The organism is Cellulomonas sp. NPDC058312, from assembly GCF_042880135.1.
GTDB lineage: Bacteria > Actinomycetota > Actinomycetes > Actinomycetales > Cellulomonadaceae > Cellulomonas.
Genome location: NZ_JBHVZE010000003.1, coordinates 181,793 through 205,516, shown reverse-complemented (window position 1 = coordinate 205,516; position 23,724 = coordinate 181,793). Strand labels below are relative to the sequence as shown.

The following is a 23,724-nucleotide window of genomic DNA, read 5'->3' as shown; positions in this document are numbered from 1 at the left end:
GGCGGTGGCCCCGCCCCCGGGTCGGGGACGGGGCCACCCTGCCACGCGGGCGGGATCAGGCGTCGCGGCGCCGGAGCAGCAGGCACGCCGCGGTCACGGCGAGCACGCCCCAGGCGACCAGCACGCCGTAGCCCTGCCAGGGCGACAGCACCGCGTCGGGACCGCCGTTCTGCACCAGCTGGGAGCCGGCGGACATCGGCAGGTACGGGCTGATCTTCTCGAAGAACGTCCACGGGATCATCGACAGGATGCCCTCGACGACCAGCAGCAGGCCGAGCACCGTGGCGAGCGCGCCGGCCGAGTGCCGCAGCAGGGCGCCGATCGCGAACGCCAGCAGGGCGATCGCCGCGAGGTACAGCGGCGCGCCGAGCAGGATGCGCTGGTTGGTCGCGTCCGCGAGGTCGACCCGGTAGGTCTCGCCGAGGACGGGGTAGGTCACGGCCCAGCTGAGCACGGTGCCGATGATGCCGGTGACGAACGAGACGACCACGACGACCAGGCCCTTGGACAGCAGCGCGGGGACCCGGGTGGGTGCCGCGGTGAGCGTGCTGCGGATCATCCCGGTCGAGTACTCGCCGGTGACGGTCAGGACCGCCAGGACGCAGATCGCGAGCTGCGCGAGCTGGATGCCGCCGACGAGCTCACCCGCGGTGAAGGCGCCGAGGTCGACGCCGGAGCGTTCCATCTCCCGGGTGCCGAAGTAGGCGATCAGCCAGGCGATGCCGGCCTGCGCGACGACGGTGATGGGCACGACCCACCAGGTGGAGCGCACGGACCAGAGCTTGATCCACTCGGACCGGACCAGGCGGGGGAACGTGACGCGGACGTCCGACGAGGGGCGGGCGGCGGCGCGGGGACGGGTTGCGGTGGCGGTGGCGCTCATCGCCGGGCCTCCTCGGGGAGCGTGCCGGCCGCGGGTGCGGGGACGGCGGGGGCGGAGTGGTACTCGACGTCGTCGGCGGTGAGCGACATGTAGGCGGCCTCGAGGGACGCGGACACCGGGGTCAGCTCGTGCAGCACGAGCGCGCCGCGGGCGGCGACCTCGCCGACGGTCTCGGCGCTCGCGCCGACGACGTCCAGCACGCCGGCCTCGACCGAGGTGATCGACACGTCGGGGCCCTGGAGCAGCTCGGCGAGGCGGGCCGCCTGCGGGCTGCGGACCCGGACGCGCGTGCCGGACGCGCCGGCGACGATCTCCGCGACCGGGGCGTCGGCGATGATCCGGCCGCGGCCGATCACGATGAGGTGGTCGGCGGTGACGGCCATCTCGCTCATGAGGTGCGAGGACAGGAACACCGTCCGGCCCTCGGCCGCGAGGCCCTTGACCAGGTTGCGCACCCACAGCACGCCCTCGGGGTCGAGGCCGTTCACCGGCTCGTCGAGGATGAGGGTCTGCGGGTCGCCGAGCAGGGCGGCCGCGATGCCGAGCCGCTGGCCCATGCCGAGCGAGAACCCGCCGACGCGCTTGCCCGCGACGTGCTGCAGGCCCGTCATCTCGATGACCTCGGCGACCCGCCGGCCGCCGATGCCGTGGGTCGCGGCGATCGCCCGCAGGTGGTTGCTGGCCGAGCGGCCGGTGTGCACGGCCTTCGCGTCGAGCAGGGCGCCGACCTCGGTCAGCGGGGACCGGTGCTGGGCGTAGGGCTTGCCGTTGACCGTGACGGCACCGGAGGTGGGACGGTCGAGGCCCATGATCATGCGCATGGTGGTCGACTTGCCGGCGCCGTTCGGGCCGAGGAAGCCGGTCACCCGGCCGGGCTGCACGGTGAAGTCGACGCCGGCGACGGCGGTCTTCTTCCCGTACCTCTTGGTGAGACCTGTTGCCTCGATCATGGTGTCCTCGCAGGTGGATCGGCTGGGTACATGACGAACCTACGGAGCCGGGGCCCGCGCCGGAACATCCTCAGGGCCGAAACCGGGCGGCCGGAACCTCGTCCGTGAGACGCACGGCGTCAGCCCTGCGGATGACCGGCGGGGCCGGAGCGGGCCGGATCGGCGCCGGGGGAACTATCCGTCCACCTGCGGCGTTCTAGGCACCAGTACGACTGCCGGCTCGATCACGAACCGACTCCTGGAGGACCGATGAGCAACCCGGTGTTCAACAACAGCGCCGTCTTCGGCGACCCGCGCGCCCGCGGCAACCGGGCCGCCCGTCAGCAGCGCGGTGGCACCGCCACCTACGGCGCGTCCGTGCCCGGCGCCACGGGCCCCGTCGTCGAGGCCTCGACGCTCGACGCCATGTACGGCGCCCCGACCGCCACCACGCGCGACACGGGCCGCCTCACCTACGACGACGTCATCGTCAAGACCGGCGGGCTGCTCGCGCTGCTCGTGGTCGTGGCGGCGGCGACCTGGAACTTCGCGCCCGGCCTCTGGCCGCTCGGCGCGGTCGTCGGCCTGGTCCTCGGCCTGGTCAACGCGTTCAAGAAGAACCCGAGCCCGCCGCTGATCATCGCCTACACGGCGGCGCAGGGCGTGTTCCTCGGCGGGATCAGCCTGGCGTTCCAGAACATGACGTTCGACGGGCAGAACGTCCAGCCCATCGTGTTCCAGGCGGTGGTGGCCACGATGGCGACCTTCGGCGCCGCGCTGTTCCTGTTCCGCTCGGGCAAGGTGCGGGTCACGCCGAAGTTCACGCGCTGGCTCATCATCGCGATGGTCGGCTACCTGGCGTTCTCGCTGGTGAACTTCGGGCTGTCGTTCTTCGTGGACAGCGCGGGCTTCGGCCCGCTGCGAGACGGGCCCTGGGGCATCCTGATCGGCCTGTTCGCCGTCGGCCTCGCCGCGGCCAGCCTCATCATGGACTTCGACTCCATCAAGCGCGGCGTCGAGCAGGGCGTCCCGGCGAAGTTCGCCTGGTCGGCCGCGTTCGGCCTCATCGTCACGCTGGTCTGGCTGTACCTGGAGATCCTGCGGATCCTCGCGATCCTGCGCGGCAGCGACTGACCGCTCCCCGCGGTACCGACGGCCCCGCACCCCGCCACCTAGGCTGGGGCTGCGGGGCCGTCGCACGTCCCCGTCCGTCCGTCACCGCACCTGGAGCCCTCCCGTGAAGTACGCGCAGCACATCTCCGAGCTCGTCGGCGGCACGCCGCTGGTCCGGCTCAACGTCGTCACCGCCGGCCTGTCGGCGACGATCCTGGCCAAGGTCGAGTACCTCAACCCCGGCGGCTCCGCGAAGGACCGGATCGCGCTGAAGATGATCGAGGCCGCGGAGGCGTCCGGCGAGCTGCGCCCGGGCGGGACGATCGTGGAGCCCACGTCCGGCAACACCGGCGTGGGGCTCGCCCTGGTGGCGCAGCGCAAGGGCTACCGCTGCGTGTTCGTCTGCCCGGACAAGGTCTCGGAGGACAAGCGCGACGTCCTGCGCGCGTACGGCGCCGAGGTCGTCGTCACCCCGACGGCCGTGCCGCCGGACCACCCGGACTCGTACTACTCGGTGTCGGACCGGCTGGTCACGGAGATCGAGGGCGCCTGGAAGCCGAACCAGTACGCGAACGTCAACGGCCCCGCGAGCCACTACGCGTCGACGGGCCCGGAGATCTGGGCGGACACCGACGGCCGGGTCACGCACTTCGTCACCGGGGTGGGCACCGGCGGCACGATCACCGGCACCGGCCGGTACCTGCACGACGCCTCGGCGGACCGCGCGGCGGCGGACGGCGGCCGGGTCCAGGTCGTCGGGATCGACCCGCTCGGCTCGGTGTACTCGGGCGGCGACGGTCGCCCGTACCTGGTCGAGGGCGTCGGCGAGGACTTCTGGCCCGCCGCGTACGACCCGTCGGTGCCGGACGAGATCATCGCCGTGTCCGACGCGGACTCGTTCGCGATGACCCGCCGCCTGGCCCGCGAGGAGGCGCTGCTGGTCGGCGGCTCCTGCGGGATGGCCGTCGAGGGGGCGCTGCGGCTCGCGCGCCGGCTCGAGGACGAGGACCCCGAGGCGGCGGCCCGGGCCGTGATCGTCGTGCTGCTCCCGGACAGCGGGCGCGGCTACCTGTCGAAGATCTTCAACGACCGGTGGATGCGGTCCTACGGGTTCCTCGACGCGGACGCCGGGCAGACCGTCGCCGACGTGCTGCGCACCAAGGACGGCAGCGTCCCCGCGCTCGTGCACACGCACCCGAACGAGACGGTGCGCGACGCCATCGAGATCCTCCAGGAGTACGGCGTCTCGCAGATGCCCGTGGTCGGCGCGGAGCCGCCCGTCAAGATCGGCGAGGTCGCCGGGTCGGTGTCCGAGCGCGAGCTGCTGGACGCGGTGTTCTCCGGCACGGCGTCCCTGTCCGACCGCGTCGACCGGCACATGGCCGCTGCGCTGCCGCTGATCGGCTCGGGGGAGTCCGTGGAGTCCGCCCGCGCGCAGCTGCAGGAGCACGACGCGCTGATGGTCGTCGACGACGGCCAGCCGGTCGGCGTCCTCACCCGCCACGACCTCCTGGCGTTCCTCACCCGCTGAGCGCCGGCCCCGCGCACCACCTACGTAGCGCGCCCCTGTCACCCGTTCGGGTGGCAGGGGCGTTCCGCGCCCCGCTAGGTTGACCGACGACCGAGCGAAGGAGCTGGGACATGGCGCAGGCGACCGTCGAGGCCGACGACTACACGGACGAGGAGCGGTCGCGGGTCGTCCGCGCGCAGGACAGCACGCCGGTGGGGGTGGTCCCCCGGCAGCGGTGGACGCCGTTGCGCGTCGCCGTGTGGATCGCGGTGGCGCTGCTCGGGGCGGTCGGCTGGACGATGCTGGCGGTCGTCCGCGGGGAGCAGGTCAACACCCTCTGGTTCGTCGTCACGGCGGTCGCGACCTACGCCATCGCGTACCGGTTCTACGCCCTGTACGTGCAGCGCCGGATCATGCGGCCCGACGACACCCGCGCCACGCCCGCCGAGCGCGTCGACGACGGGCAGAACTACGACCCCACCGACCGGCGGGTGCTGTACGGCCACCACTTCGCGGCCATCGCCGGCGCGGGCCCGCTGGTCGGCCCGGTGCTCGCCGCGCAGATGGGCTACCTGCCCGGGACGCTGTGGATCATCCTCGGCGTGGTCGTCGCCGGCGGGGTCCAGGACATGCTCGTCCTGTTCTTCTCGACCCGCCGCGGCGGGCGGTCGCTCGGGCAGATGGCCCGCGACGAGATCGGGCGGTTCGGCGGGACGGTCGCGATGGTCGTCGTGTTCGTGATGCTGATGATCGTGCTGGCCGTGCTCGCGATGGTCTGCGTGAACGCCCTGGCCGAGAGCCCGTGGGGCGTGTTCTCGGTCGGGTGCACCATCCCGATCGCGCTGCTGATGGGGCTGTACCTGCGGTTCGTCCGCCCGGGTCGGGTCACCGAGGTCTCGCTCATCGGGTTCGTCCTGCTGATCGCGGCGATCATCGGCGGGCGCTGGGTGGCTCAGTCCTCGTTCGGCGAGCACCTGCACCTGTCGCCGGTGACCCTGACGTGGGCGATCGTGGTGTACGGGTTCTTCGCCGCCGTGCTGCCGGTGTGGCTGCTGCTGACGCCGCGCGACTACCTGTCGACGTTCATGAAGGTCGGCACGATCCTCGTGCTCGCCCTCGGCATCGTGCTGGTCCGGCCGATCGCGCAGATGCCGGCGGTCACGGAGTTCGCGTCGAACGGCGAGGGCCCGGTCTTCGCGGGCGCGCTGTTCCCGTTCCTGTTCATCACGATCGCCTGCGGCGCGCTGTCGGGGATGCACGCGATGGTCGCGTCGGGGACGACGCCGAAGATGGTGCAGAAGGAGTCGCAGATCCGGATGATCGGGTACGGCGGCATGCTGATGGAGTCGTTCGTCGCGATCATGGCGCTCGCCGCCGCGGTGTCGCTCAACCAGGGCGTGTACTTCTCGATGAACGCCCCCGCCGCGATGACCGAGGGCACGTCGATCGGGGCCGAGGCGGCGATCGGCGAGCTCGGCGTGACCGACCCGGCGGGCGACCCCATCGAGATCCGCTGGGAGTCCACCGGGCCCGACGGCGAGGAGGTCGTGCTCACCGGCGCGGCCGCGCTCGACCAGGTCGCCGAGGACGTCGGAGAGCCCTCCGTGGTGTCCCGGACCGGTGGCGCGCCGACGCTCGCGGTCGGGATGGCGCACATCCTGCACCAGGTGGTCGGCGGCAGCGGGATGATGTCGTTCTGGTACCACTTCGCGATCATGTTCGAGGCGCTGTTCATCCTGTCGGCCGTCGACGCCGTGACCCGCGTGGCCCGGTTCCAGCTCTCCGACGCCGTCGGCAACTGGGTGCCACGGTTCCGGGACCCGACGTGGCGGGTCGGCGGGTGGCTGTCGACTGCCGTCGTCGTGTCCGCGTGGGGGTCGTTGCTGCTGATGGGGGTCACCGACCCGCTCGGCGGCATCCGGACGCTGTTCCCCCTGTTCGGCATCGCGAACCAGCTGATCGCCGCGGTCGCGCTGCTGGTCGTCACGGTGATGGTGGTGCGCAAGGGCTACGCGCGGTGGGCGTGGATCCCGCTGCTGCCGCTCGCGTGGGACACCGTCGTCACCTTCACGGCCTCGTACCAGAAGATCTTCTCCAGCACGCCGGCGATCGGGTACTGGGCGCAGCACGCCGAGTACCGCCGGATGGTCGCCGCGGGCATCGACGACCCCGCGGCGCTCGCGGACGCCCGGGCCGTCGTCCGCAACACCGCGATCCAGGGGACGCTGTCGATCGTGTTCGTCGTGCTGGTCGCGACCCTGTTCGTCGCGGCGCTGCTGACCGTGGTCCGGGCGCTGCGGACCCCGGGCGGGATCGGGACGTCCGAGGACGAGCCCGTGGCCTCCCGGCTGTACGCGCCGTCGCAGCTGCTCGCGTCGCCGCTGGAGCGCAAGGTCGAGGCCGAGTACGCCGGGCTCGTCGCGGACGGCCGGGTCGTACCGGTCGGCGGCGGGCACGGTCAGCCGCACGGGCCCGGGCGCCACGGCGGGGGCGACCGGTGACCGCCCTGGCCCGGGTGGCCCGCTCCGTCCGCTGGTACGTCCGCGAGCTCCTCGGCGACGCGGCCTACGACCACTACCTGGCCCGCCACGCCCGCGAGCACCCCGGGCACACCCCCCTGTCGCACCGCGACTTCTACCGCACCCGCCGGCCCCCCACTGCCGGCGGCTGCTGCTGACCCTGCCCCCTCGCTGTCCCGCCCCTCCCGCCCCGTCCCGTCCCGTCCCGACCCCTCACCGTCCTCCGGGGTGGATCCACCCGGTGCGACACGCGCGGCGCGGCGGACATGATTCGTCCACCCCACGTCGGGGTGGATCCACTCGGCGTCGGGGTGGATCCACCCGGGGTGGTGGCGGCCGGGGGCCCGGGGGCCGGGCGACGGGTCAGGAAGCCAGGACGTGGCGGGTGACGAAGGGGTTGGCGAAGGTGGCGGTCGGGTCCAGGCGGGTCACCAGGGACCGGAAGTCCGGCAGCCGCGGGTAGAGGTCGGCCGGGTCGGAGCCGGGGGCGCCGACGGCGGCGAACAGCTTGCCCCAGTGCGGGCGGGCGCCGAACGGGGCGAGCGCCGACTCGATGCGCGGCAGCAGCGCCTCGACCTCGGGCTGGCGCGGCAGCCAGGTGAAGTGCAGGCCGACGCGGTCGCCGCCGTACGCGCTGCTGAGCCAGAGGTCGTCGGCGGCGACGGTGCGGATCTCCGCGACCTGGAGCAGGGGCGCGACGGCCGGCCCGAGCGCCCGCAGCGCCTCGATCGCGTCGACCGCGTGCGCGCGGGGCACCAGGTACTCGGACTGCAGCTCGTCGCCGTTGGACGGCGTGAACTCCAGCCGGAAGTGCGGCAGCCGCTCGTGCCACGGCCCCGGCACGCCGAGCTGCGGGGTGCAGCTGACGGGGTCGATGCCGGGCAGCGGGTGCAGGGGCCCGGTCGCGGGCACGGCGCCGAGCAGGTCGGTGCGCGGCTCGTAGGTGCCGCCGACCGGGACCCGGGTCTTGCGCCACACCTGGCGCACCGCGGGGCCGGTCCAGTCGGTGAACAGGCTGACCGAGTCCGCGGACCCGGTGACCTCGTCGAGGTGCTCCAGCACGGCGTCCCAGGGCAGGTCGGTGTGCACCTCCTGCGCGACGTCGTAGGTGGGCTCGACGTCGAGGGTCACGCGCACGACCACGCCCAGCGCCCCCAGGCCGACGACGGCGCCGGCGAGGTCCGCGTCGGCGCGGGTGAGGTGCAGCAGCGACCCGTCGGCGGTCACCAGGTCCAGCCCGGCGACGGCCGAGGCGAGGTTCCGTGAGCGGTCCCCGGAGCCGTGGGTCGCGGTGGCGACGGCGCCCGCGACGGAGATGTGCGGCAGCGAGGCGAGGTTGTGCAGCGCCCAGCCGCGCGGGTGCAGCGCCCGCGCGAGGGTGCCGTACCGGGTGCCGCCCGTGACCGTGACGGTGCGGGCCCGCTCGTCGAGCACGACGTCGGGCTCGAGGCCGTCGAGGCGCACCAGGTCGTGCGGGGTGTCGGCGAGGTCGTTGAAGCAGTGCCGGGTGCCGAGGGCCCGGACGTGCCGGGCGGCCGCGACGACCTCCTGCACCTGCTCGACGGTGCGGGGCTCGTGCACGCGCGCGGCGGCGTAGGTGCGGTTCCCGGCCCAGGTGGTCAGCGACATCGGTGCTCCTGTCCCGGCGGGCGCGCGTCGCCCGCCGCCTGCGACGCTAACCGACGCCGCGCGTTCGCGACGCGTCGGTGGCAGCGGGCAGGATGGGGGCGTACCACCCACGACCAAGGAGACGTCATGCCCGCCACCCTGCCCGAGGCCACCGGATCGTTCGGTGAGAAGCCGACCCTGACGTTCCCCGACGGCCCCGCGCCCGCCGAGCTCGAGGTGCTGGTCCTGTCGCCCGGCGACGGCCCGCTGGTCGAGGCCGGGGACGACCTCGAGGTGCACTACCTCGGCCAGAGCTGGGGCGGGGGCGTGTTCGACAACTCGTACGACCGCGGCTCCTCGATCAGCTTCCCGATCGGTGTCGGCGCCGTCATCGGCGGCTGGGACGAGGGCCTCGTCGGCCAGCCCGTCGGCTCGCGCGTGCTGCTGTCGATCCCGTCGCACCTCGGCTACGGCGACCGCGGCGTGCCGCAGGCCGGCATCAAGGGCGGCGACACGCTGGTGTTCGTCGTCGACATCGTCGGCACGCACTGACGCGCGACACCCGAGACCCCGCCTCGCCGCCCGCTCCGCCCACCCGGCGGGCCGGGCGGCGTCGTGGCGTCCGGCCCGCTGCGGCCGACCCCACCACGGCCGACCCCGTCCCGTCCCGTCCCTGAACCACCCCCGCCCGAGGAGCCCGCATGCCCACGCCGCACATCTCCGCCCAGCCCGGTGACTTCGCCCCGGACGTCCTCATGCCCGGTGACCCGCGCCGCGCGACCCGCATCGCCGAGACCGTGCTCGAGGACGCCCGCCTGGTGACCGAGGTGCGCGGCGTGCTCGGGTACACGGGCACGTGGCAGGGTCGGCCGGTGTCCGTGATGGCCTCGGGCATGGGCGTCCCGTCGATCTCGATCTACGCGACCGAGCTGTTCCGGTTCTACGGCGTGCAGCGGATCATCCGGATCGGCACGGCCGGCGGCATGTCCCGCGAGCTGGAGCTGGGCGACGTGGTCGTCGCCACCGCGGCGCACACCGACTCCGCGGTCAGCGCGAACCGCATCCCCGGCGGGATCCACTACTCCCACGTCCCGGACTTCGGGCTGGCCTCGGCGGCGTTCGCCGCGGGCCAGGGCACGCCGGGGTCCCGGGTGCACGCCGGCCCGGTGCTGACGTCCGACGTGTTCTACGCCGACCGGCCGCACGTGTCCCAGGCGCTGGTCGAGCACGGCACGCTGGCCGTCGAGATGGAGGCGGCCGGCCTGTACGCGGTCGCCGACCGCGAGCGCGGCAAGGCGCTGGCCCTGCTGTCGATCTCGGACTTCACGTTCCCCGGGCCGGAGCTGACCGCCGACGAGCGGGAGCAGCTGTTCGACCGCGCGGTGCAGCTGGGTCTGACCGCGTTCGCGACGGCGGTCTGAGCCTCAGCCGAGCAGCCGGGCCAGCCGCGCCTTGCGGCCGTTCTCGCGGACGACCCACACCACGTCGGGGTCGGTCGACGCCTCCCACGCGCGGAACGCCGGCAGGCCCACGGCGGGGTCGGCCGCGACGGCGACGCTCCAGCAGTAGCCCAGCGCCTGGCGCAGCGTCCGGACGTCGGGGTGCCGCCGGGCGGTCGCCGGGAGCGCGGCGAGCCCGGCGGTCGCGGCGGTGCACGCGGCGAGCGCGGCGGCGGCGGTCGCCGGGTCGTGCAGCAGCCGGGGCTCGCACACGCCGGCGACGGCCGCACGACGTACCAGCGGGTCGGTGTCCTCGACCCAGGCGGCGACGAGCCCCCGCAGCGCGGCGGGGTCCGCGTCGCCGACGCGCTGGAGCGCCATCGCGGCGGCCTCGCGGACCCGCCAGGACGGGTCGGCGGCGCGCTGCCGGAGCAGCCGCTCGAGGGCGGGGTCGTCGGGCGCCCCGGCCAGCAGCCGCCCGACGCCGACCGTCCCGCAGCACCGCAGGTACTCGTCGGCCTCGTCCGCGAGCGCGAGCAGGAGGTCCGGCGGCGCGACGTCGGCGCACGCGGTCATCAGCCCGAGGTCGGCGCGGGGCCCCGGCAGGCCGGACCCGGCGGTGAGGTAGGCGCGCACCTCGGCGGGGCCGAGGGCACGCAGGACGGCGTGGTGCTGCGCGGGGCTGCTCACCTCCCGCACGCTAGACCCGCCGGTTCCCGTGAGCCGGACCGGAGGTCCCGGGCGCACGACGACGCCCGGCCCCGCGGGGGACCGGGCGTCGCGGGTCGGTCGGGTCAGGCGTCGAGGGGGCGCGGGCAGGACACGCCCGTGCCGCCGATCCCGCAGTACCCACCGGGGTTCTTGTCGAGGTACTGCTGGTGGTAGCCCTCGGCGAAGTAGTACGGCCCCGCCTCGTCGGCGGTGCGGATCTCCGTGGTGATCTCGCCGTACCCGGCGCGGGTCAGCCGCTCCTGGTATGCCGCGCGGGTCTCCTCGGCGACGGCGGCCTGCTCGGGCGTCGTCGTGTAGACCGTGGACCGGTACTGCGTGCCGCGGTCGTTGCCCTGCCGGTAGCCCTGCGTCGGGTCGTGGGACTCCCAGAACGTCCGCAGGATGTCGGCGTCGGACACCACGGCGGGGTCGTAGGCGACCTGGACGACCTCGGCGTGCCCGGTCAGCGCCGTGCACGTCTCCTCGTACGTCGGGTACGGCGTGTACCCGCCCTGGTAGCCGACCGACGTCGTCACGACGCCCGGCAGCTGCCAGAAGATGCGCTCGGCGCCCCAGAAGCAGCCCATGCCCAGCGTGATCGTGCGGGTGCCGTCGGGCCACGGGCCCTGCAGCGGCGTCCCCAGCACGGTGTGGGTGGTGGGCACGGTGTACGCGTAGCCGTCGCGGCCGGTCAGGGCGCGCTCCGGGGTGACCATCGTCGATGCGAGGGCCGATCCGAACAGCCAGCTCATGGGTGACTCCCTTCCTCGGGTCCGACGGCCTCAACCGTCGGCGGTGTCCGCGTGTTCCCGTGGCGCGGAGCGCCTAGCCTGGGGGCGTGACTGACGAGCAGCAGACCCCGGACCTGTCGGAGCACGGCGAGCACGGCGACTGGTCGCAGGCGGGCTTCGCGACCCGGGCGATCCACGCGGGCCAGGACCCGGACGCCACCACCGGCGCGGTCGTGACCCCGATCTACCAGGTGTCGACCTACAAGCAGGACGGCGTCGGCGGCCTGCGCGGCGGCTACGAGTACTCGCGGTCGGGCAACCCGACGCGCGCGGCGCTGGAGGAGGCGCTGCGGGCGGCCGAGGGCGGCGGCGCGGGCTTCGCGTTCGCGTCGGGCCTCGCCGCGGAGGACACCCTGCTGCGCGCGGTGCTGCGCCCGGGCGACCACGTCGTCGTCCCGGACGACGCGTACGGCGGCACGTACCGGCTGATCGCCCGCGTCTTCGGGCCGTGGGGCGTCGAGCACACGCCGGTCGACCTGACCGACCCGGACGCGGTGCTCGCCGCGATCCGCCCGGGGCAGACCAAGCTGATCTGGGTCGAGACCCCGACGAACCCGCTGCTGGGCGTCTCCGACATCCCTGCGCTGTCCGCGCACGCCCGGGCCGCGGGCGCGGTGCTGGTCGTCGACAACACCTTCGCCACGCCGTACCTGCAGCAGCCGCTCGCGCTCGGCGCGGACGTCGTCGTGCACTCCACGACCAAGTACATCGGCGGGCACTCCGACGTGGTCGGCGGCGCGCTGGTCGTCGCGGACGGCGCCCAGCTCCCCGTCGGGCTCGAGAGCCCCGCGGGCGGGACGGCGCTCGCGGACGCGGTCGGCTTCCACCAGAACGCGTCCGGCGCGGTCGCGGGCCCGTTCGACGCGTGGCTGACGCTGCGCGGGCTGAAGACGCTCGCCGTTCGGATGGACCGGCACTGCGCGAACGCCGCGGCCGTCGCCCGGTTCCTCGAGGAGCGCGACGACGTGCCGGCCGTGATCTACCCGGGGCTGGAGAGCCACCCGGACCACGAGGTCGCCGCCCGGCAGATGTCCGGGTTCGGCGGCATGGTGTCGTTCCGCGCGGGGAGCGCCGAGCGCGCCGCGCAGGTCTGCGCCCGGACCCGGGTGTTCACGCTCGCGGAGTCGCTCGGCGGCGTCGAGTCGCTGATCGAGCTGCCCGCGCGGATGACGCACGGCTCGGTCGCGGGCACGGACCTCGAGGTCCCCGACGACCTGGTGCGCCTGTCGGTCGGCATCGAGGACGAGGCGGACCTGATCGCCGACCTCGTCCGGGCGCTGGCGTGACCACGCCCCGCCGGGGTCGCGGCGGCACCCGCCGGACCGCCGTCGCGGGTACCGAGCCCGCCGTCGACGCGGCTGCCGCGCCGCCGCCGGTGCTGCACGAGGGCGACCTCGCGACGGGGTCCACGCCGACCGGGTGGACCGCGGAGCAGTCGGTGTCGCCCGCGGTGCGCGCGGCCGCGGCGTGGTCCTGGCGGTTCCTGCTGATCGCCGCGGCGACGGCGGTGCTGGTCTGGGCGCTCGCGTTCTTCAAGGTGCTGGTCGTGGCCGTGGCGGTCGCGCTGCTGCTCACCGTGCTGCTCCAGCCCGTGGTGCGGTGGCTCCAGCGGGTGCTGCGGTTCCCGCGGGTCGCCGGGTCGATCACCGCGGTGCTGCTGCTGATCGGCGCGGTCACGCTGCTGGTCACGCTCGCGAGCCGGTCGATCGGCAACGGCTTCGGCGACCTCTACGACCAGGCGTCCAGCGGGTTCGACGAGGCGCTGGCCTGGCTGTCCGACGGCCCGCTCGGCGTCAGCGCCACGCAGGTCGACGACCTCGTCCAGCAGGGCCGCGACCAGGTCACCCAGAACGCCAGCACGCTGCTGTCCGGCGCCCTGTCCGTGACCACGACCGTCGGCCACGTCGCCGCCGGCACGCTGGTGACCCTGTTCTGCACGTTCTTCTTCCTGCTCGACGGGCGCACCATCTGGTCGTGGCTCGTCGGGCTGCTGCCCGCGGGCGTCCGCGAGCGGGTGCACCAGGCCGGGCGGCGCGGCATCGTCACGCTGTCCGCCTACACGCGCACGCAGATCCTGGTGGCGTTCGTCGACGCGACCGGCATCGGCATCGGCGCCGCGGTCCTCGGCGTGCCGCTGGCGGTGCCGCTCGCGACGCTGGTGTTCGTCGGCTCGTTCATCCCGTTCGTCGGGGCGATCGCGACCGGCGCCGTGGCCGTCCTGGTCGCGCTGGTGTCGCAGGGCCCCGTGGTCGCGCTGATCATGCTCGGCGTGGTGCTGCTGGTCCAGCAGATCGAGGGCCACGTGCTGCAGCCGTTCCTCATGGGGCACGCGGTGTCGCTGCACCCCGTCGCCGTGCTGCTGGTCGTGTCCGCGGGCTCGCTCGCCGCGGGGATCGTCGGGGCGCTGCTCGCCGTGCCGATCGCGGCCGTCGCGAACACCGTGCTCCTCTACCTGCACGGGCACGACAAGTTCCCCGACCTGGGCGTCGAGGACCACGTCACGCAGCGGCCACCGGGCCGGTTCGCCCGGCTCCGTGAGGCGGCCGCGGCGGGCGGCGCCCGGCGCGGTGCGAGCCGGCCGACGTCCGGCCGGTGAAGGATACGCACGTGACCTTCCTCGACGACGCCCGCGCTGCCGCACGCCTGCTGGACGGCGTGGCGACCCGCACCCCCGTGGAGTCCTCCCGGGCACTCAGCCAGATCGCCGGCACCCGCGTGCTGCTCAAGTGCGAGAACCTGCAGCGCGCGGGCTCGTTCAAGATCCGCGGCGCGTACGTGCGGATGGCCCGGCTGTCCGCGGAGGAGAAGGCCCGCGGCGTCGTCGCGGCCAGCGCCGGCAACCACGCGCAGGGCGTCGCGCTCGCCGCGCAGCTGCTCGGCCTCGACGCCGTCGTCTACATGCCCGTCGACGCGGCGCTGCCGAAGATCGCCGCGACCCGGGAGTACGGCGCGGAGGTCCGGCTGCACGGCCACGGTGTCGACGAGGCGCTGGTCGAGGCCCGCGCGGAGGCCGACCGGACCGGGCGGGTGCTCATCCACCCGTTCGACCACGAGGACATCGTCGCCGGGCAGGCCACGCTCGCCCTGGAGGTCCTCGAGCAGGTGCCGGACGTGCGCACCATCGTCGTCCCGCTCGGCGGGGGCGGGCTCACCGCGGGTGTGCAGGCCGCGGTGGCGGAGCTCGCGCCCGACGTCCGGGTGATCGGCGTGCAGGCCGCGCGCGCCGCCGCCTACCCGGCGTCGCTCGCCGCGGGGGAGCCCGTGCGCGCCGCCGAGCTCCACACGATGGCCGACGGCATCGCGGTCGGAACCCCGGGCCGCGTGCCGTTCGACCTGCTGCAGCGGCACGGCTGCGAGATCCGCACGGTGTCCGAGGAGGACCTGTCCCGCGCGCTGCTGCTGGTCGCGGAGCGCGCGAAGCTGCTGGTGGAGCCCTCGGGCGCCGCGGGCGTCGCGGCCGTGATGGCGGCGCCGCCGGGGGACCTCGAGGGCCCGGTGGTCGTCGTGCTGTCCGGCGGCAACATCGACCCCCTGGTGCTGCTGCGCGTGGTCCGGCACGGCCTCGCGGTGTCCGGCCGCTACCTCCAGCTGCGGGTGCGGGTGCACGACACCCCCGGCGCGCTGGCCGCCCTGCTGCGCGAGCTGGCGTCCGCCGGCGCGAACGTCATGCACGTGTCGCACGTGCGCACCGGCGTGGACCTGGAGATCGACGAGGTCGAGATCGAGGTCCAGGTCGAGACCAAGGGCCCCGAGCACTGCGCCCGCGTGCTCCAGCACCTGCGCGACCAGGGCTTCCGCCTCGCGGAGCACTGACCCGCCGGCCTCTTGCTGCCCCCCGGAGGCCGAGGTCGAGGGTTTGCGCCGAGGTCGAGGGTTTGAGGCCCGTCATCCGCGCAGAACCCTCGACCTCGGCCGCCGACGTCGGGGAGGTCAGCCGACGAAGGGCTTGGCGTCCTTGACCTCGACCGGGATCTCGCGGCCGTTCGGGGCCGTGTACGTCACCGTGTCGCCGACCTTGCGGCCCATGATCGACGCGCCCAGCGGCGACGTCGGGGAGAAGACCTCGATGTCCGCAGAGCCGGCGATCTCGCGCGAGCCCAGCAGGAACACCATCTCGTCGCCCGCGACCTCGGCCGTCACGACCATGCCCGGCTCGACCACGCCGTCGTCGGGAGGGGTGCCGATCTGGACGTTGCGGAGCTTCTCCTTCAGCTCGCGGATGCGGGCCTCCTGCTTCGCCTGCTCCTCGCGCGCGGCGTGGTAGCCGCCGTTCTCCTTGAGGTCGCCCTCGTCACGGGCGGCGGCGATGCGCTCGGTGACCTCGGCGCGTCCCGGCCCCTCGAGGTGCTCGAGCTCGGCCTTCAGGCGGTCGTAGGCCTCCTGCGTCAGCCAGGTGGCGGCCTGCGTCGTGTCGGTCACGTCCACTCCCTTCCTGCGTGTCGCCGCCCCGTCCGGGGCGTGCGCTCTCGTCGTCGACCCGGTCAGGCGGGCGCGGCTGCGCGGTGCGTGAGCGGGAACGCCGTCACACCTCGCGGTCGCGTCGACCTGCGGTGACGTCGGGTCGACGTCGGTCCGGGGCGGCGTATGAATCGGCAAGCATAGCAACGCGGCGCCCGCAGGGCCCGGCTCCGACGTGCGAACGCCCCGGAAACATGCGGGAGCGCGCAGGTCAGACGAGCTCGCAGGACTCCACGACGGCCGTCACGGCGAGCTGCGCGGTCGGGATCGTCGCGGTGACCCGCTGGGTCGCGGTCCCGGCCGGGCCGACGGTGACGGACTGGACGCCGACCTCGGCGTACCGCTCGGAGAGGGCCTGCACCCGGCACACGACCGTCGCGTCCGCGTCCTTGGTGACGTCGAAGGTGATCGAGGTGGCCGTGGAGCCGTCCACCCGGTAGCCGACCTCGTCCCAGCGCACCGGCGTCGCGGCGCGGCCGAGCCCGATCCAGACCACCACCGCGACGCCGACCACGGCGAGGGCCACGACCGCGATCCGGGCGGCGCGCCGTCGCCCCGGGGTGGTCGCGCGTCCGTACCGGCCGGCGGGGGGTGCCGGCGTCGGTGCTGCGGTCACGGGTCCTCCAGGGTGCTCGTCAGGCGGTTCGTCGGGCTGCCGGCCGTCGGCCGCGTCGGGCGCGGCGGTGCACGGTGTCGGTGGGGTGGGGGATCATTGTCTCGCGCCGGGCAGCGACCGGCGACGAGGAGAGGACCGCCAGACACCGTGACCGAGCAGCTGCGCCTGATGGCCGTGCACGCCCACCCGGACGACGAGTCGAGCAAGGGCGCGGCGACCACCGCCCGGTACGCCGCCGAGGGCGTCGACGTGCTCGTGGTCACGTGCACCGGCGGGGAGCGCGGCGACGTGCTCAACCCGCACCACCCGCCGGTGGAGGGCGGCATCGAGGAGATGCGCGCCGTCCGCCGGGTCGAGATGGCCGCGGCGGCCGCCGCCCTCGGCGTGCGGCAGCACTGGCTGGGGTTCGTCGACTCGGGCCTGCCGGAGGGCGACCCGCTGCCGCCGCTGCCCGAGGGGTGCTTCGCGCTGCAGCCGCTCGAGGAGGCGTCGCGTCCCCTGGTGGAGCTCGTGCGCGAGTTCCGGCCGCACGTCATCACCACGTACGACCCGACGGGCGGCTACCCCCACCCGGACCACATCATGTGCCACCGGGTCGCGTTCGAGGCGTTCCACGCCGCGGGCGACCCGGAGCGCTACCGCGGCGCCGGCGAGCCGTGGACGCCGCTCAAGCTCTACTACAACCACGGCTTCTCGATGGCCCGGATCCGGGCCGCGCACGAGGCGATGACCGAGCGGGGGCTCGAGTCCCCGTTCGGCGAGTGGGTCGAGTCGCGCGCCGCGCGCGAGATCCCGGAGCGCGAGGTCACGACGCTGGTCCCCGTCGACGGGTACTTCGACGCCCGCGACGCCGCGCTGCGCGCGCACGCCACCCAGATCGACCCCGAGGGGTTCTTCTTCGCGATGCCCCGTGACCTCGAGCTCGAGGTCTGGCCGACCGAGGAGTACGAGCTCGCGGAGTCCCGCGTGCCGACCACGCTGCCCGAGGACGACCTGTTCGCCGGGGTGCGGGAGGCGCTGGCATGAGCGCCGCGATGCTGACCGCCCTGGCGCACACCGCGCACGGCGCGGCCCTGCAGCTCGGGGCGGTGCTGCCCGCGGGCCTGCCGCTGTCCCCGACGCCCTCGCCGTCCCCGTCGACCCTGGAGATCCCGCCGGAGGACCAGACCTCGCCGGGGCTCCTCGGGTTCCTCGTCACGTTCGCGGTCGCCGCGGCCGTGATCGGGCTCGGGTACTCGCTGGTCCGGCACCTGCGGGTGGTCGACCGGAACGCGCGCCGCCGCGACGAGGCCGATGCCGCCCGTGAGGCGGCCGCGACGGACGACCCGCCGGCCGGGCCGTGACCAGCACCCCGCCCCCGGTGCGGCCGGCGGTCCGGGTCACCCTCGGCCAGCTCCGCGTGAGCGAGGACCACGCCGCGAACCGCGAGGTGGTGCGCCGGGCGTTCGACACGGCGTCGCGCGCGCGGGCGGACGTGCTGGTGCTGCCGGAGTACGCCTCGGGGTTCGACCCGCGGGGGACCGGCCGGGAGCACGCCGAGCCGCTGGACGGCCCGTTCGTCACGCTGCTGCGTGAGCGGGCGGCGCAGGACGGGGTCGCCGTGGTCGCGGGCACGACGCTGCCCGGCACGGGCACGTCCCACGGGACGGACGGGGGCGCGCCGCCGCGCGCGGTGAACGCCGTCGTCGCGGTCGACGCGTCCGGTGAGCTGGTCGGCGTGTACCGCAAGGTGCACCTGTACGACGCCTTCGGGCACCGGGAGTCCGAGCGGCTCGAGCCCGGCCCCGCCGACGCGCCCCCGCTGGTCGTAGACGTCGCCGGGATCCGCCTCGGCGTGCTGACCTGCTACGACCTGCGGTTCCCCGAGTCGGCCCGCCGGGTGGTCGACGCCGGCGCGGACGTGCTGCTCGTGCCCGCCGCGTGGGCCGCGGGACCGCTCAAGGAGCTGCACTGGCGGACTCTCGCCACCGCGCGGGCGATCGAGAACACCGCGGTCGTGGTGGCGGTCGGCCAGGCGGGCCCGGGCGTGGTGGGCCGGTCGCTGGTCGTCGGCCCGGACGGGGTCGTGGGACTGGAGCTCGGCGCGGAGCCGGAGCTGCGGACGGTCGACCTCGACCCGGAGGCGCTGGCGGGCGTGCGGGCCTCGAACCCGTCGCTGGCGAACCGTCGGTACCGCGTGGTCCCGGCGGTCTGACCGGCACCCGCACCCGCACCCGCCTGCGCCCGTGCGCGGGAGGGGGCCGGGGTCGCGCCGGGTCAGCGCAGGACGGCCAGCGACACCGCGACGAGGTGGCAGGTGAAGCCGACCACCGTGAGGGCGTGGAAGACCTCGTGGAACCCGAACCACCGGGGGCTGGGGTTGGGGCGCTTCAGGCCGTAGACCACCGCGCCGACGATGTACGCGACGCCGCCGCCGGCGACCAGCCACGCGACCTCGGGGCCGCCGTTCTCCGCGCGGGCGAAGTCCGGCAGGTAGCCCACGGCGACGAGGCCGAGGGCCACGTACACCGGGACGTACACCCAGCGCGGGGCGCCGAGCCAGAACACCCGGGCGAGCAGCCCGACGACGGCCCCGGTCCACACCACGATCAGCAGGGTCCGTGCGGTGCTCGCGGGCAGCAGCGCCACGGCGAGCGGCGTGTAGGTGCCGGAGATGACCAGGAAGATGTTGGTGTGGTCGAGCCGGCGCAGGACGCCCGCGACCCGGGGCGACCACGTGCCGCGGTGGTAGACGGCGCTGGTGCCGAACAGCAGCATCGCCGCGACGCCGAACACGGCGCTGGCGAGCGTGAGCGGGGTGGTCGGCGCGAGGACGACCAGGACGACCGAGGCGGCGGTGGCGAGCGGGAACATGCCCGCGTGGATCCACCCGCGCAACCGCGGCTTGACGGCGTCGACGACCTGCTCGGCGGACTCGGCGATCTTCACGGCGGTGCTCCTCTCGGTGGCGGGGACGCCCCGAAGACTAACCTACGAAGCCGTAGGTTACGGAACCGTAGGTAGTGGTCGCGGCGCTCCGCGCACCTGCACAGATCCTCCCCCCGCCGCACCCGCGGACGCACGTGACCGGCCGGGACGTGCCGGTACCGTGAGCACCGCCATCCGTCCGACCGAAGGAGTGCCGTCGCGTGCGCCTGCCCCACCCGCTGTACGGGCTGTACGAGCGTCGCATCGCGGCGTCGCTGCCGCGTGACCGGGTGCCACGCCACGTCGGCGTGATCCTGGACGGCAACCGGCGCTGGGCGCGCAACCTCGGCGAGTCCACCGCGACGGGGCACCGGCGCGGGGCGGACCGGATCGCCGAGCTGCTCGCGTGGAGCGAGGAGGTCGGCGTCGAGGTCGTCACCCTGTGGATGCTGTCGACCGACAACCTGACCCGCGACGCCGCGGAGCTCGAGGCGCTGCTGGGCATCATCGAGGACGCGGTCCGGGAGCTCGCGGCGACCCGGCGCTGGCGGCTCCAGGCCGTCGGCTCGCTCGACCTGCTGCCCGACCGCACCGTGCAGGTGCTGCGCGACGCCGAGGCCGCGACCGCCGACGTCGTGGGCCTGCACGTCAACGTCGCGATCGGCTACGGCGGCCGCAAGGAGATCGCCGACGCCGTGCGGTCCTACCTGGTCGAGCGGGCCGCCGAGGGCGCGACGCTGGACGACATCGCGGCGACGTTCGACGTCGAGCACATCGCCGACCACCTCTACACCAAGGGCCAGCCGGACCCGGACCTGGTGATCCGCACGTCGGGGGAGCAGCGGCTCGGCGGGTTCATGCTGTGGCAGAGCGTGCACTCGGAGTACTACTTCTGCGAGGTCTACTGGCCGGACTTCCGGCGGGTGGACTTCCTGCGCGCGGTGCGCGACTACGCGGCCCGCGAACGGCGGCACGGGCGCTGAACGACCCGGCGTCGACCGCCAGGTGAACATCGTGTTGCAGATCACATCCGCGGCGTGTCGCGCCGGTCTGCGGGTCGTACCCCGGGCGTAGCGTCCCGAGCAGCGGACGGCGACCGCCGTCCCCCGGGAGGGAGCCCGCCGTGGTCAGCAAGCTGGGAACCGCCACCGCCTCGACCGACCAGCCGGAGGGCCGCCGGACGCACGTCCTGGACACCTCGGTCCTGCTGTCCGACCCGCGGGCGATCACGCGGTTCGCGGAGCACGACGTGGTCCTGCCGGTCGTGGTCATCACCGAGCTGGAGGCCAAGCGGCACCACGCCGAGCTCGGCTACTTCGCCCGGACCGCGCTGCGGATGCTGGACGACCTGCGGATCGCGCACGGCGGGCTCGACGCGCCGCTGCCGATCGGCGACCAGGGCGGCACGCTGCGGGTCGAGCTCAACCACACGGACCCGTCGGTGCTGCCGGCCGGTTTCCGGCTGGGCGACAACGACACCCGGATCCTCGCGTGCGCGGCGAACCTCGCGGCCGAGGGCGCCGACGTCACGGTGGTGTCCAAGGACCTGCCGATGCGGATCAAGGCGTCGGCGATCGGGCTGCGGGCCGAGGAGTACCGGCACGAGCTCGCGGTGGACTCCGGCTGGACCGGGATGGATGCCCTCGACCTGCCCGAGCAGCAGATGGCGCAGCTCTGGGAGCACGAGTCGCTGCCGCTCGCGGACATCGCGGACGTCCCGACGCTGCCGTGCCACACCGGGCTGGTGCTGCACAGCCCGCGGGGCTCGGCGCTCGGCCGCGTGACGGCGGACAAGCACGTCCAGCTCGTGCGCGGCGACCAGGACGTCTTCGGGCTGCACGGCCGCAGCGCGGAGCAGCGGGTCGCGATCGACCTGCTGCTGGACGAGTCGGTCGGCATCGTGTCGCTCGGCGGCCGGGCGGGCACCGGCAAGTCGGCGCTCGCGCTGTGCGCGGGCCTGGAGGCGGTGCTGGAGCGTCGGCAGCACCGCAAGGTGATGGTGTTCCGACCGCTGTACGCGGTCGGCGGGCAGGAGCTCGGCTACCTGCCGGGCAGCGAGTCCGAGAAGATGAACCCCTGGGCGCAGGCCGTGTTCGACACCCTCGGCGCGGTGGTCAGCCGCGAGGTGGTCGAGGAGATCATGGACCGCGAGCTGCTCGAGGTGCTGCCGCTCACGCACATCCGCGGGCGGTCGCTGCACGACGCGTTCGTGATCGTCGACGAGGCGCAGTCGCTCGAGCGCAACGTCCTGCTGACGGTGCTGTCGCGGATCGGGCAGAGCTCACGCGTGGTGCTGACGCACGACGTCGCCCAGCGCGACAACCTGCGCGTCGGGAGGCACGACGGCGTCGCCGCGGTCATCGAGGCGCTCAAGGGCCACCCGCTGTTCGCCCACGTCACGCTGACCCGCTCCGAGCGGTCGCCCGTCGCGGCCCTCGTCACGGAGATGCTGGAGGGCATCGAGCTCTGACGTCGCCGGTGCGGTGGCGGCGGGCTCCGGACGGGCCGCCGCCACCGCCACGACGAGCGCCACGACCGCACCGAGCACGGTGTCGAGCGCGCGGTCGACGGCCAGCGCGGTCGGGTCGGGAGCGCCGCCGATCGAGGTCATCAGCAGGGCCATCGGGGTGATCGTGAGCATGGCGGCGCCGTAGTGCCGCGCCACGACCAGCTCGGTCACGGTCTGGAGCACGACGACCAGCGCGGCGACGGCCAGGAACGGGAGGTCGGCGCCGAGCAGCGGCAGGGCGATCGCGGCCCCGACGGCCGTGCCCGCCGCGCGCTGCAGCGCCCGCACGCCCATGTGCCGGACGTGCGCCCCCTGGAGGACGGCGGCGGCGCCCATCACCGCCCACGCGGGGTGGCCCCAGCCGGCGACGGTCGCGACGGCCCCGGCCACGGCACCGGCGACGCCGACCCGGAGCGCGGCGGCCAGCGGGGCGCCGCCGGCGGACCCGGCGCGCAGCACGTCCCGCACCGCGGGTGCGCGGTCGACGTGGGCGGGGCCGTGGGCGCGCGCCGTGCCCTGGCGCACGCGGCGCAGCGTCGAACCGGCGTTCGCGACCAACCAGGCGATGAGCGCGCCGGCGACGGCGGCCGCCCCCCGGAGCAGCACCTCGGACGTCCCGCCGGCGACCGGTGCGCTGCCGGCGCCGGCGGCGAACACCAGGATCGTCGCCCCGGGCGGTCCGGTGCGCAGGGCGACGGTGCCGGCGGACGCTCCGGCCGCGAGCAGGGTGAGCGTGGTCAGGACGACGACGGTCGGCGCCCCGGCCGCCTGGAGCGCGGACATCACGACGACCGCGGCGACCAGCCCGGCGCCGGCGAGGGCCCCGACCCGGGCGCGCCACGGCGCCGGGTCCGCGCGGCCGTACAGGGACGCCAGCGCGCCGAGGGCGGCGTACCCGGCCAGGTCGAGCCGCCCGGTCGCGGCGACGAGCGCGAGCGCCACCGTCACGCTGAGCCCGCAGCGCACCGCCCCGTCGACCAGCCGGCGGGTCGACGGCCCGGCTCCGCGCGGCGGGCGGACGGCGTCGCGGACCTGGCGGGGGTGGACGAGGGCGGCGAGGAGGGTCAGGCGGTGCACCGGTCGAGTGTACGCGAGTCCGTTCGCGTGTGTTTTACCGGTGAAACACCAGCGCGTCGATAGAGTGACCGCCGTGGACAGCGTCGATCGCCTGCGGGCGCAGTGGCACGAGCAGGTCCCCGGGCTCGACGTCGCGCCCATCGCGGTCGCCGGGCGGATCACCCGGATCGCCGCGCTGCTCGCCGCGCAGTCCGAGGCGGCGCTCGCGGACGAGGGCCTGACCCGCGGGGAGTTCGACGTCCTGACCGCGCTGCGCCGCGCGGGGCGGGCCCTGCGGGCGAGCGAGGTCTCGACCCTCACCGCCGCGTCGGGCGCCGCCATCACCAAGCGCGCCGACGCGCTGGTCCGGGCGGGCCTGGTCGCGCGCGGCATCCCGCACCGCGACCGCCGGGGCGTGCTGCTCGAGCTCACCGAGCAGGGGCGTGCGGCGGTCGACCGGCTGATGCCCGAGCACCTCGCGCGGGAGGCCCGGGTGCTCGAGGGGCTGGACGCCGACGACGCCGAGCGGCTGGCGCAGCTGCTGTCCCGGGTGCTGGTCCGGGTCGAGGGCGGCGCCTGACCGGACGGGTGAAACCCGGGCGTTCCGGACCGACGACCCTCACAAGGGACCAAAGTCCCCCGATAGGGCGGAGGTCAACGTCGGCGTCGGAGGGG

General features: G+C 74.8%; 23 protein-coding genes and 1 pseudogene. 15 read left to right on the top strand and 9 right to left on the bottom strand.

Annotated features, from left to right (window positions below; translation table 11 throughout):
* Positions 1-55: 55 nt before the first annotated feature.
* A complete protein-coding gene (locus tag ACFVXN_RS09885; protein WP_389231099.1) occupies positions 56-883 on the bottom strand; it encodes an ABC transporter permease in 828 nt (275 codons plus the stop codon).
* A complete protein-coding gene (locus tag ACFVXN_RS09880) occupies positions 880-1,833 on the bottom strand; it encodes an ABC transporter ATP-binding protein (protein ID WP_389231097.1) in 954 nt (317 codons plus the stop codon). The genes ACFVXN_RS09885 and ACFVXN_RS09880 overlap by 4 nt, the downstream gene beginning before the upstream one ends.
* Positions 1,834-2,082: 249 nt before the next feature.
* On the opposite strand from ACFVXN_RS09880, the gene ACFVXN_RS09875 reads away from it, so the two are divergent.
* The 4 genes from ACFVXN_RS09875 (at position 2,083) to ACFVXN_RS09860 (ending at position 7,112) form a co-directional block, all read left to right on the top strand.
* Entirely contained in the window at positions 2,083-2,946 is an 864-nt protein-coding gene (locus ACFVXN_RS09875) for a Bax inhibitor-1/YccA family protein (protein ID WP_389231094.1), read from the top strand.
* Between the two features lie 103 nt (positions 2,947-3,049).
* Positions 3,050-4,456 carry a cystathionine beta-synthase gene (locus ACFVXN_RS09870; protein ID WP_389231091.1) on the top strand — a complete coding sequence of 469 codons (1,407 nt, stop codon included), beginning with the start codon at positions 3,050-3,052 and terminating at the stop codon, positions 4,454-4,456.
* 110 nt (positions 4,457-4,566) lie between these two features.
* Positions 4,567-6,936 carry a carbon starvation CstA family protein gene (locus ACFVXN_RS09865; protein ID WP_389231088.1) on the top strand — a complete coding sequence of 790 codons (2,370 nt, stop codon included), beginning with the start codon at positions 4,567-4,569 and terminating at the stop codon, positions 6,934-6,936.
* Positions 6,933-7,112: a CstA-like transporter-associated (seleno)protein gene (locus ACFVXN_RS09860; RefSeq protein ID WP_389231084.1), complete on the top strand. Its 180-nt coding sequence runs from the start codon at positions 6,933-6,935 to the stop codon at positions 7,110-7,112. Before ACFVXN_RS09865 ends, ACFVXN_RS09860 begins: the two co-directional genes overlap by 4 nt.
* 205 nt (positions 7,113-7,317) lie before the next feature.
* Here ACFVXN_RS09860 and ACFVXN_RS09855 read toward each other — a convergent pair whose 3' ends face one another.
* The gene (locus tag ACFVXN_RS09855; protein ID WP_389231081.1) at positions 7,318-8,583 is read right to left on the bottom strand and encodes an FAD-binding protein; all 1,266 of its coding nucleotides are present in this window, start codon (positions 8,581-8,583) and stop codon (positions 7,318-7,320) included.
* A 126-nt stretch (positions 8,584-8,709) separates the two neighbouring features.
* On the opposite strand from ACFVXN_RS09855, the gene ACFVXN_RS09850 reads away from it, so the two are divergent.
* Complete coding sequence (locus ACFVXN_RS09850; RefSeq protein WP_389231077.1) at positions 8,710-9,114, top strand: FKBP-type peptidyl-prolyl cis-trans isomerase; 405 nt, start codon at positions 8,710-8,712, stop codon at positions 9,112-9,114.
* A gap of 149 nt (positions 9,115-9,263) precedes the next feature.
* Positions 9,264-9,983, top strand: coding sequence for a purine-nucleoside phosphorylase (locus tag ACFVXN_RS09845; RefSeq protein ID WP_389231074.1), 720 nt, complete (start codon positions 9,264-9,266; stop codon positions 9,981-9,983).
* A 3-nt stretch (positions 9,984-9,986) separates the two neighbouring features.
* Here the strand turns inward: ACFVXN_RS09845 and ACFVXN_RS09840 are convergent, their stop codons facing one another.
* Both ACFVXN_RS09840 and msrA read right to left on the bottom strand, forming a co-directional pair.
* Positions 9,987-10,691 carry a HEAT repeat domain-containing protein gene (locus tag ACFVXN_RS09840; RefSeq protein ID WP_389231071.1) on the bottom strand — a complete coding sequence of 235 codons (705 nt, stop codon included), beginning with the start codon at positions 10,689-10,691 and terminating at the stop codon, positions 9,987-9,989.
* A 104-nt stretch (positions 10,692-10,795) separates the two neighbouring features.
* The gene (gene msrA / locus ACFVXN_RS09835; RefSeq protein ID WP_389231067.1) at positions 10,796-11,464 is read right to left on the bottom strand and encodes a peptide-methionine (S)-S-oxide reductase MsrA; all 669 of its coding nucleotides are present in this window, start codon (positions 11,462-11,464) and stop codon (positions 10,796-10,798) included.
* A 113-nt stretch (positions 11,465-11,577) separates the two neighbouring features.
* Between msrA and ACFVXN_RS09830 the strand changes: the two genes are divergently transcribed.
* From ACFVXN_RS09830 to ilvA, 3 genes are all read left to right on the top strand, one after another.
* Positions 11,578-12,789 (top strand): cystathionine gamma-synthase, encoded by a 1,212-nt coding sequence (locus tag ACFVXN_RS09830; RefSeq protein ID WP_389232574.1) that lies wholly within the window; start codon positions 11,578-11,580, stop codon positions 12,787-12,789.
* Positions 12,790-12,881: 92 nt separating this feature from the next.
* On the top strand, positions 12,882-14,099 hold the full coding sequence (locus tag ACFVXN_RS09825; protein WP_389232571.1) for an AI-2E family transporter: 1,218 nt from the start codon (positions 12,882-12,884) through the stop codon (positions 14,097-14,099).
* Between the two features lie 11 nt (positions 14,100-14,110).
* Complete coding sequence (gene ilvA, locus ACFVXN_RS09820; RefSeq protein WP_389231064.1) at positions 14,111-15,316, top strand: threonine ammonia-lyase; 1,206 nt, start codon at positions 14,111-14,113, stop codon at positions 15,314-15,316.
* A 117-nt stretch (positions 15,317-15,433) separates the two neighbouring features.
* Here ilvA and greA read toward each other — a convergent pair whose 3' ends face one another.
* Together greA and ACFVXN_RS09810 are read right to left on the bottom strand one after the other, a co-directional pair.
* Entirely contained in the window at positions 15,434-15,922 is a 489-nt protein-coding gene (gene greA / locus ACFVXN_RS09815) for a transcription elongation factor GreA (RefSeq protein ID WP_389231061.1), read from the bottom strand.
* 250 nt (positions 15,923-16,172) lie between these two features.
* Entirely contained in the window at positions 16,173-16,577 is a 405-nt protein-coding gene (locus tag ACFVXN_RS09810) for a DUF4307 domain-containing protein (protein WP_389231058.1), read from the bottom strand.
* A 168-nt stretch (positions 16,578-16,745) separates the two neighbouring features.
* Between ACFVXN_RS09810 and mca the strand changes: the two genes are divergently transcribed.
* The 3 genes from mca to ACFVXN_RS09795 are packed head-to-tail and all read left to right on the top strand — an operon-like array spanning position 16,746 to position 18,771.
* Positions 16,746-17,603 carry a mycothiol conjugate amidase Mca gene (mca, locus tag ACFVXN_RS09805; protein WP_389232568.1) on the top strand — a complete coding sequence of 286 codons (858 nt, stop codon included), beginning with the start codon at positions 16,746-16,748 and terminating at the stop codon, positions 17,601-17,603.
* Positions 17,600-17,920 (top strand): hypothetical protein, encoded by a 321-nt coding sequence (locus ACFVXN_RS09800; RefSeq protein ID WP_389231055.1) that lies wholly within the window; start codon positions 17,600-17,602, stop codon positions 17,918-17,920. Before mca ends, ACFVXN_RS09800 begins: the two co-directional genes overlap by 4 nt.
* Positions 17,917-18,771, top strand: a complete 855-nt coding sequence (locus tag ACFVXN_RS09795) for a carbon-nitrogen hydrolase family protein (RefSeq protein ID WP_389231052.1) — start codon at positions 17,917-17,919, stop codon at positions 18,769-18,771. Before ACFVXN_RS09800 ends, ACFVXN_RS09795 begins: the two co-directional genes overlap by 4 nt.
* A 62-nt stretch (positions 18,772-18,833) precedes the next feature.
* On the opposite strand, the gene ACFVXN_RS09790 is transcribed toward ACFVXN_RS09795, so the two are convergent.
* Entirely contained in the window at positions 18,834-19,505 is a 672-nt protein-coding gene (locus ACFVXN_RS09790; RefSeq protein ID WP_389231049.1) for a hemolysin III family protein, read from the bottom strand.
* Positions 19,506-19,705: 200 nt separating this feature from the next.
* On the opposite strand from ACFVXN_RS09790, the gene ACFVXN_RS09785 reads away from it, so the two are divergent.
* Positions 19,706-20,467 (top strand): isoprenyl transferase, encoded by a 762-nt coding sequence (locus ACFVXN_RS09785; RefSeq protein ID WP_389231046.1) that lies wholly within the window; start codon positions 19,706-19,708, stop codon positions 20,465-20,467.
* 140 nt (positions 20,468-20,607) lie between these two features.
* Positions 20,608-21,954, top strand: a complete 1,347-nt coding sequence (locus ACFVXN_RS09780; RefSeq protein WP_389231043.1) for a PhoH family protein — start codon at positions 20,608-20,610, stop codon at positions 21,952-21,954.
* 60 nt (positions 21,955-22,014) lie between these two features.
* On the opposite strand, the pseudogene ACFVXN_RS09775 reads toward ACFVXN_RS09780, so the two are convergent.
* Positions 22,015-22,776, bottom strand: a pseudogene (locus tag ACFVXN_RS09775) (FUSC family protein); the annotation flags it as partial.
* A gap of 367 nt (positions 22,777-23,143) precedes the next feature.
* Between ACFVXN_RS09775 and ACFVXN_RS09770 the strand changes: the two are divergent.
* Positions 23,144-23,629: a MarR family winged helix-turn-helix transcriptional regulator gene (locus ACFVXN_RS09770; RefSeq protein ID WP_389231041.1), complete on the top strand. Its 486-nt coding sequence runs from the start codon at positions 23,144-23,146 to the stop codon at positions 23,627-23,629.
* Positions 23,630-23,724: the final 95 nt, after the last annotated feature.

Bases quoted from the DNA above. Each gene is read 5' to 3' on its own strand.
- ACFVXN_RS09875 (WP_389231094.1), top strand. From the start codon at position 2,083: ATGAGCAACCCGGTGTTCAACAACAGCGCCGTCTTCGGCGACCCGCGC.
- ACFVXN_RS09865 (WP_389231088.1), top strand. From the start codon at position 4,567: ATGGCGCAGGCGACCGTCGAGGCCGACGACTACACGGACGAGGAGCGG.
- ACFVXN_RS09880 (WP_389231097.1), bottom strand. From the start codon at position 1,833: ATGATCGAGGCAACAGGTCTCACCAAGAGGTACGGGAAGAAGACCGCC.
- ACFVXN_RS09850 (WP_389231077.1), top strand. From the start codon at position 8,710: ATGCCCGCCACCCTGCCCGAGGCCACCGGATCGTTCGGTGAGAAGCCG.
- mca (WP_389232568.1), top strand. From the start codon at position 16,746: ATGGCCGTGCACGCCCACCCGGACGACGAGTCGAGCAAGGGCGCGGCG.
- msrA (WP_389231067.1), bottom strand. From the start codon at position 11,464: ATGAGCTGGCTGTTCGGATCGGCCCTCGCATCGACGATGGTCACCCCG.
- ACFVXN_RS09845 (WP_389231074.1), top strand. From the start codon at position 9,264: ATGCCCACGCCGCACATCTCCGCCCAGCCCGGTGACTTCGCCCCGGAC.
- ACFVXN_RS09855 (WP_389231081.1), bottom strand. From the start codon at position 8,583: ATGTCGCTGACCACCTGGGCCGGGAACCGCACCTACGCCGCCGCGCGC.
- ACFVXN_RS09800 (WP_389231055.1), top strand. From the start codon at position 17,600: ATGAGCGCCGCGATGCTGACCGCCCTGGCGCACACCGCGCACGGCGCG.
- ACFVXN_RS09885 (WP_389231099.1), bottom strand. From the start codon at position 883: ATGAGCGCCACCGCCACCGCAACCCGTCCCCGCGCCGCCGCCCGCCCC.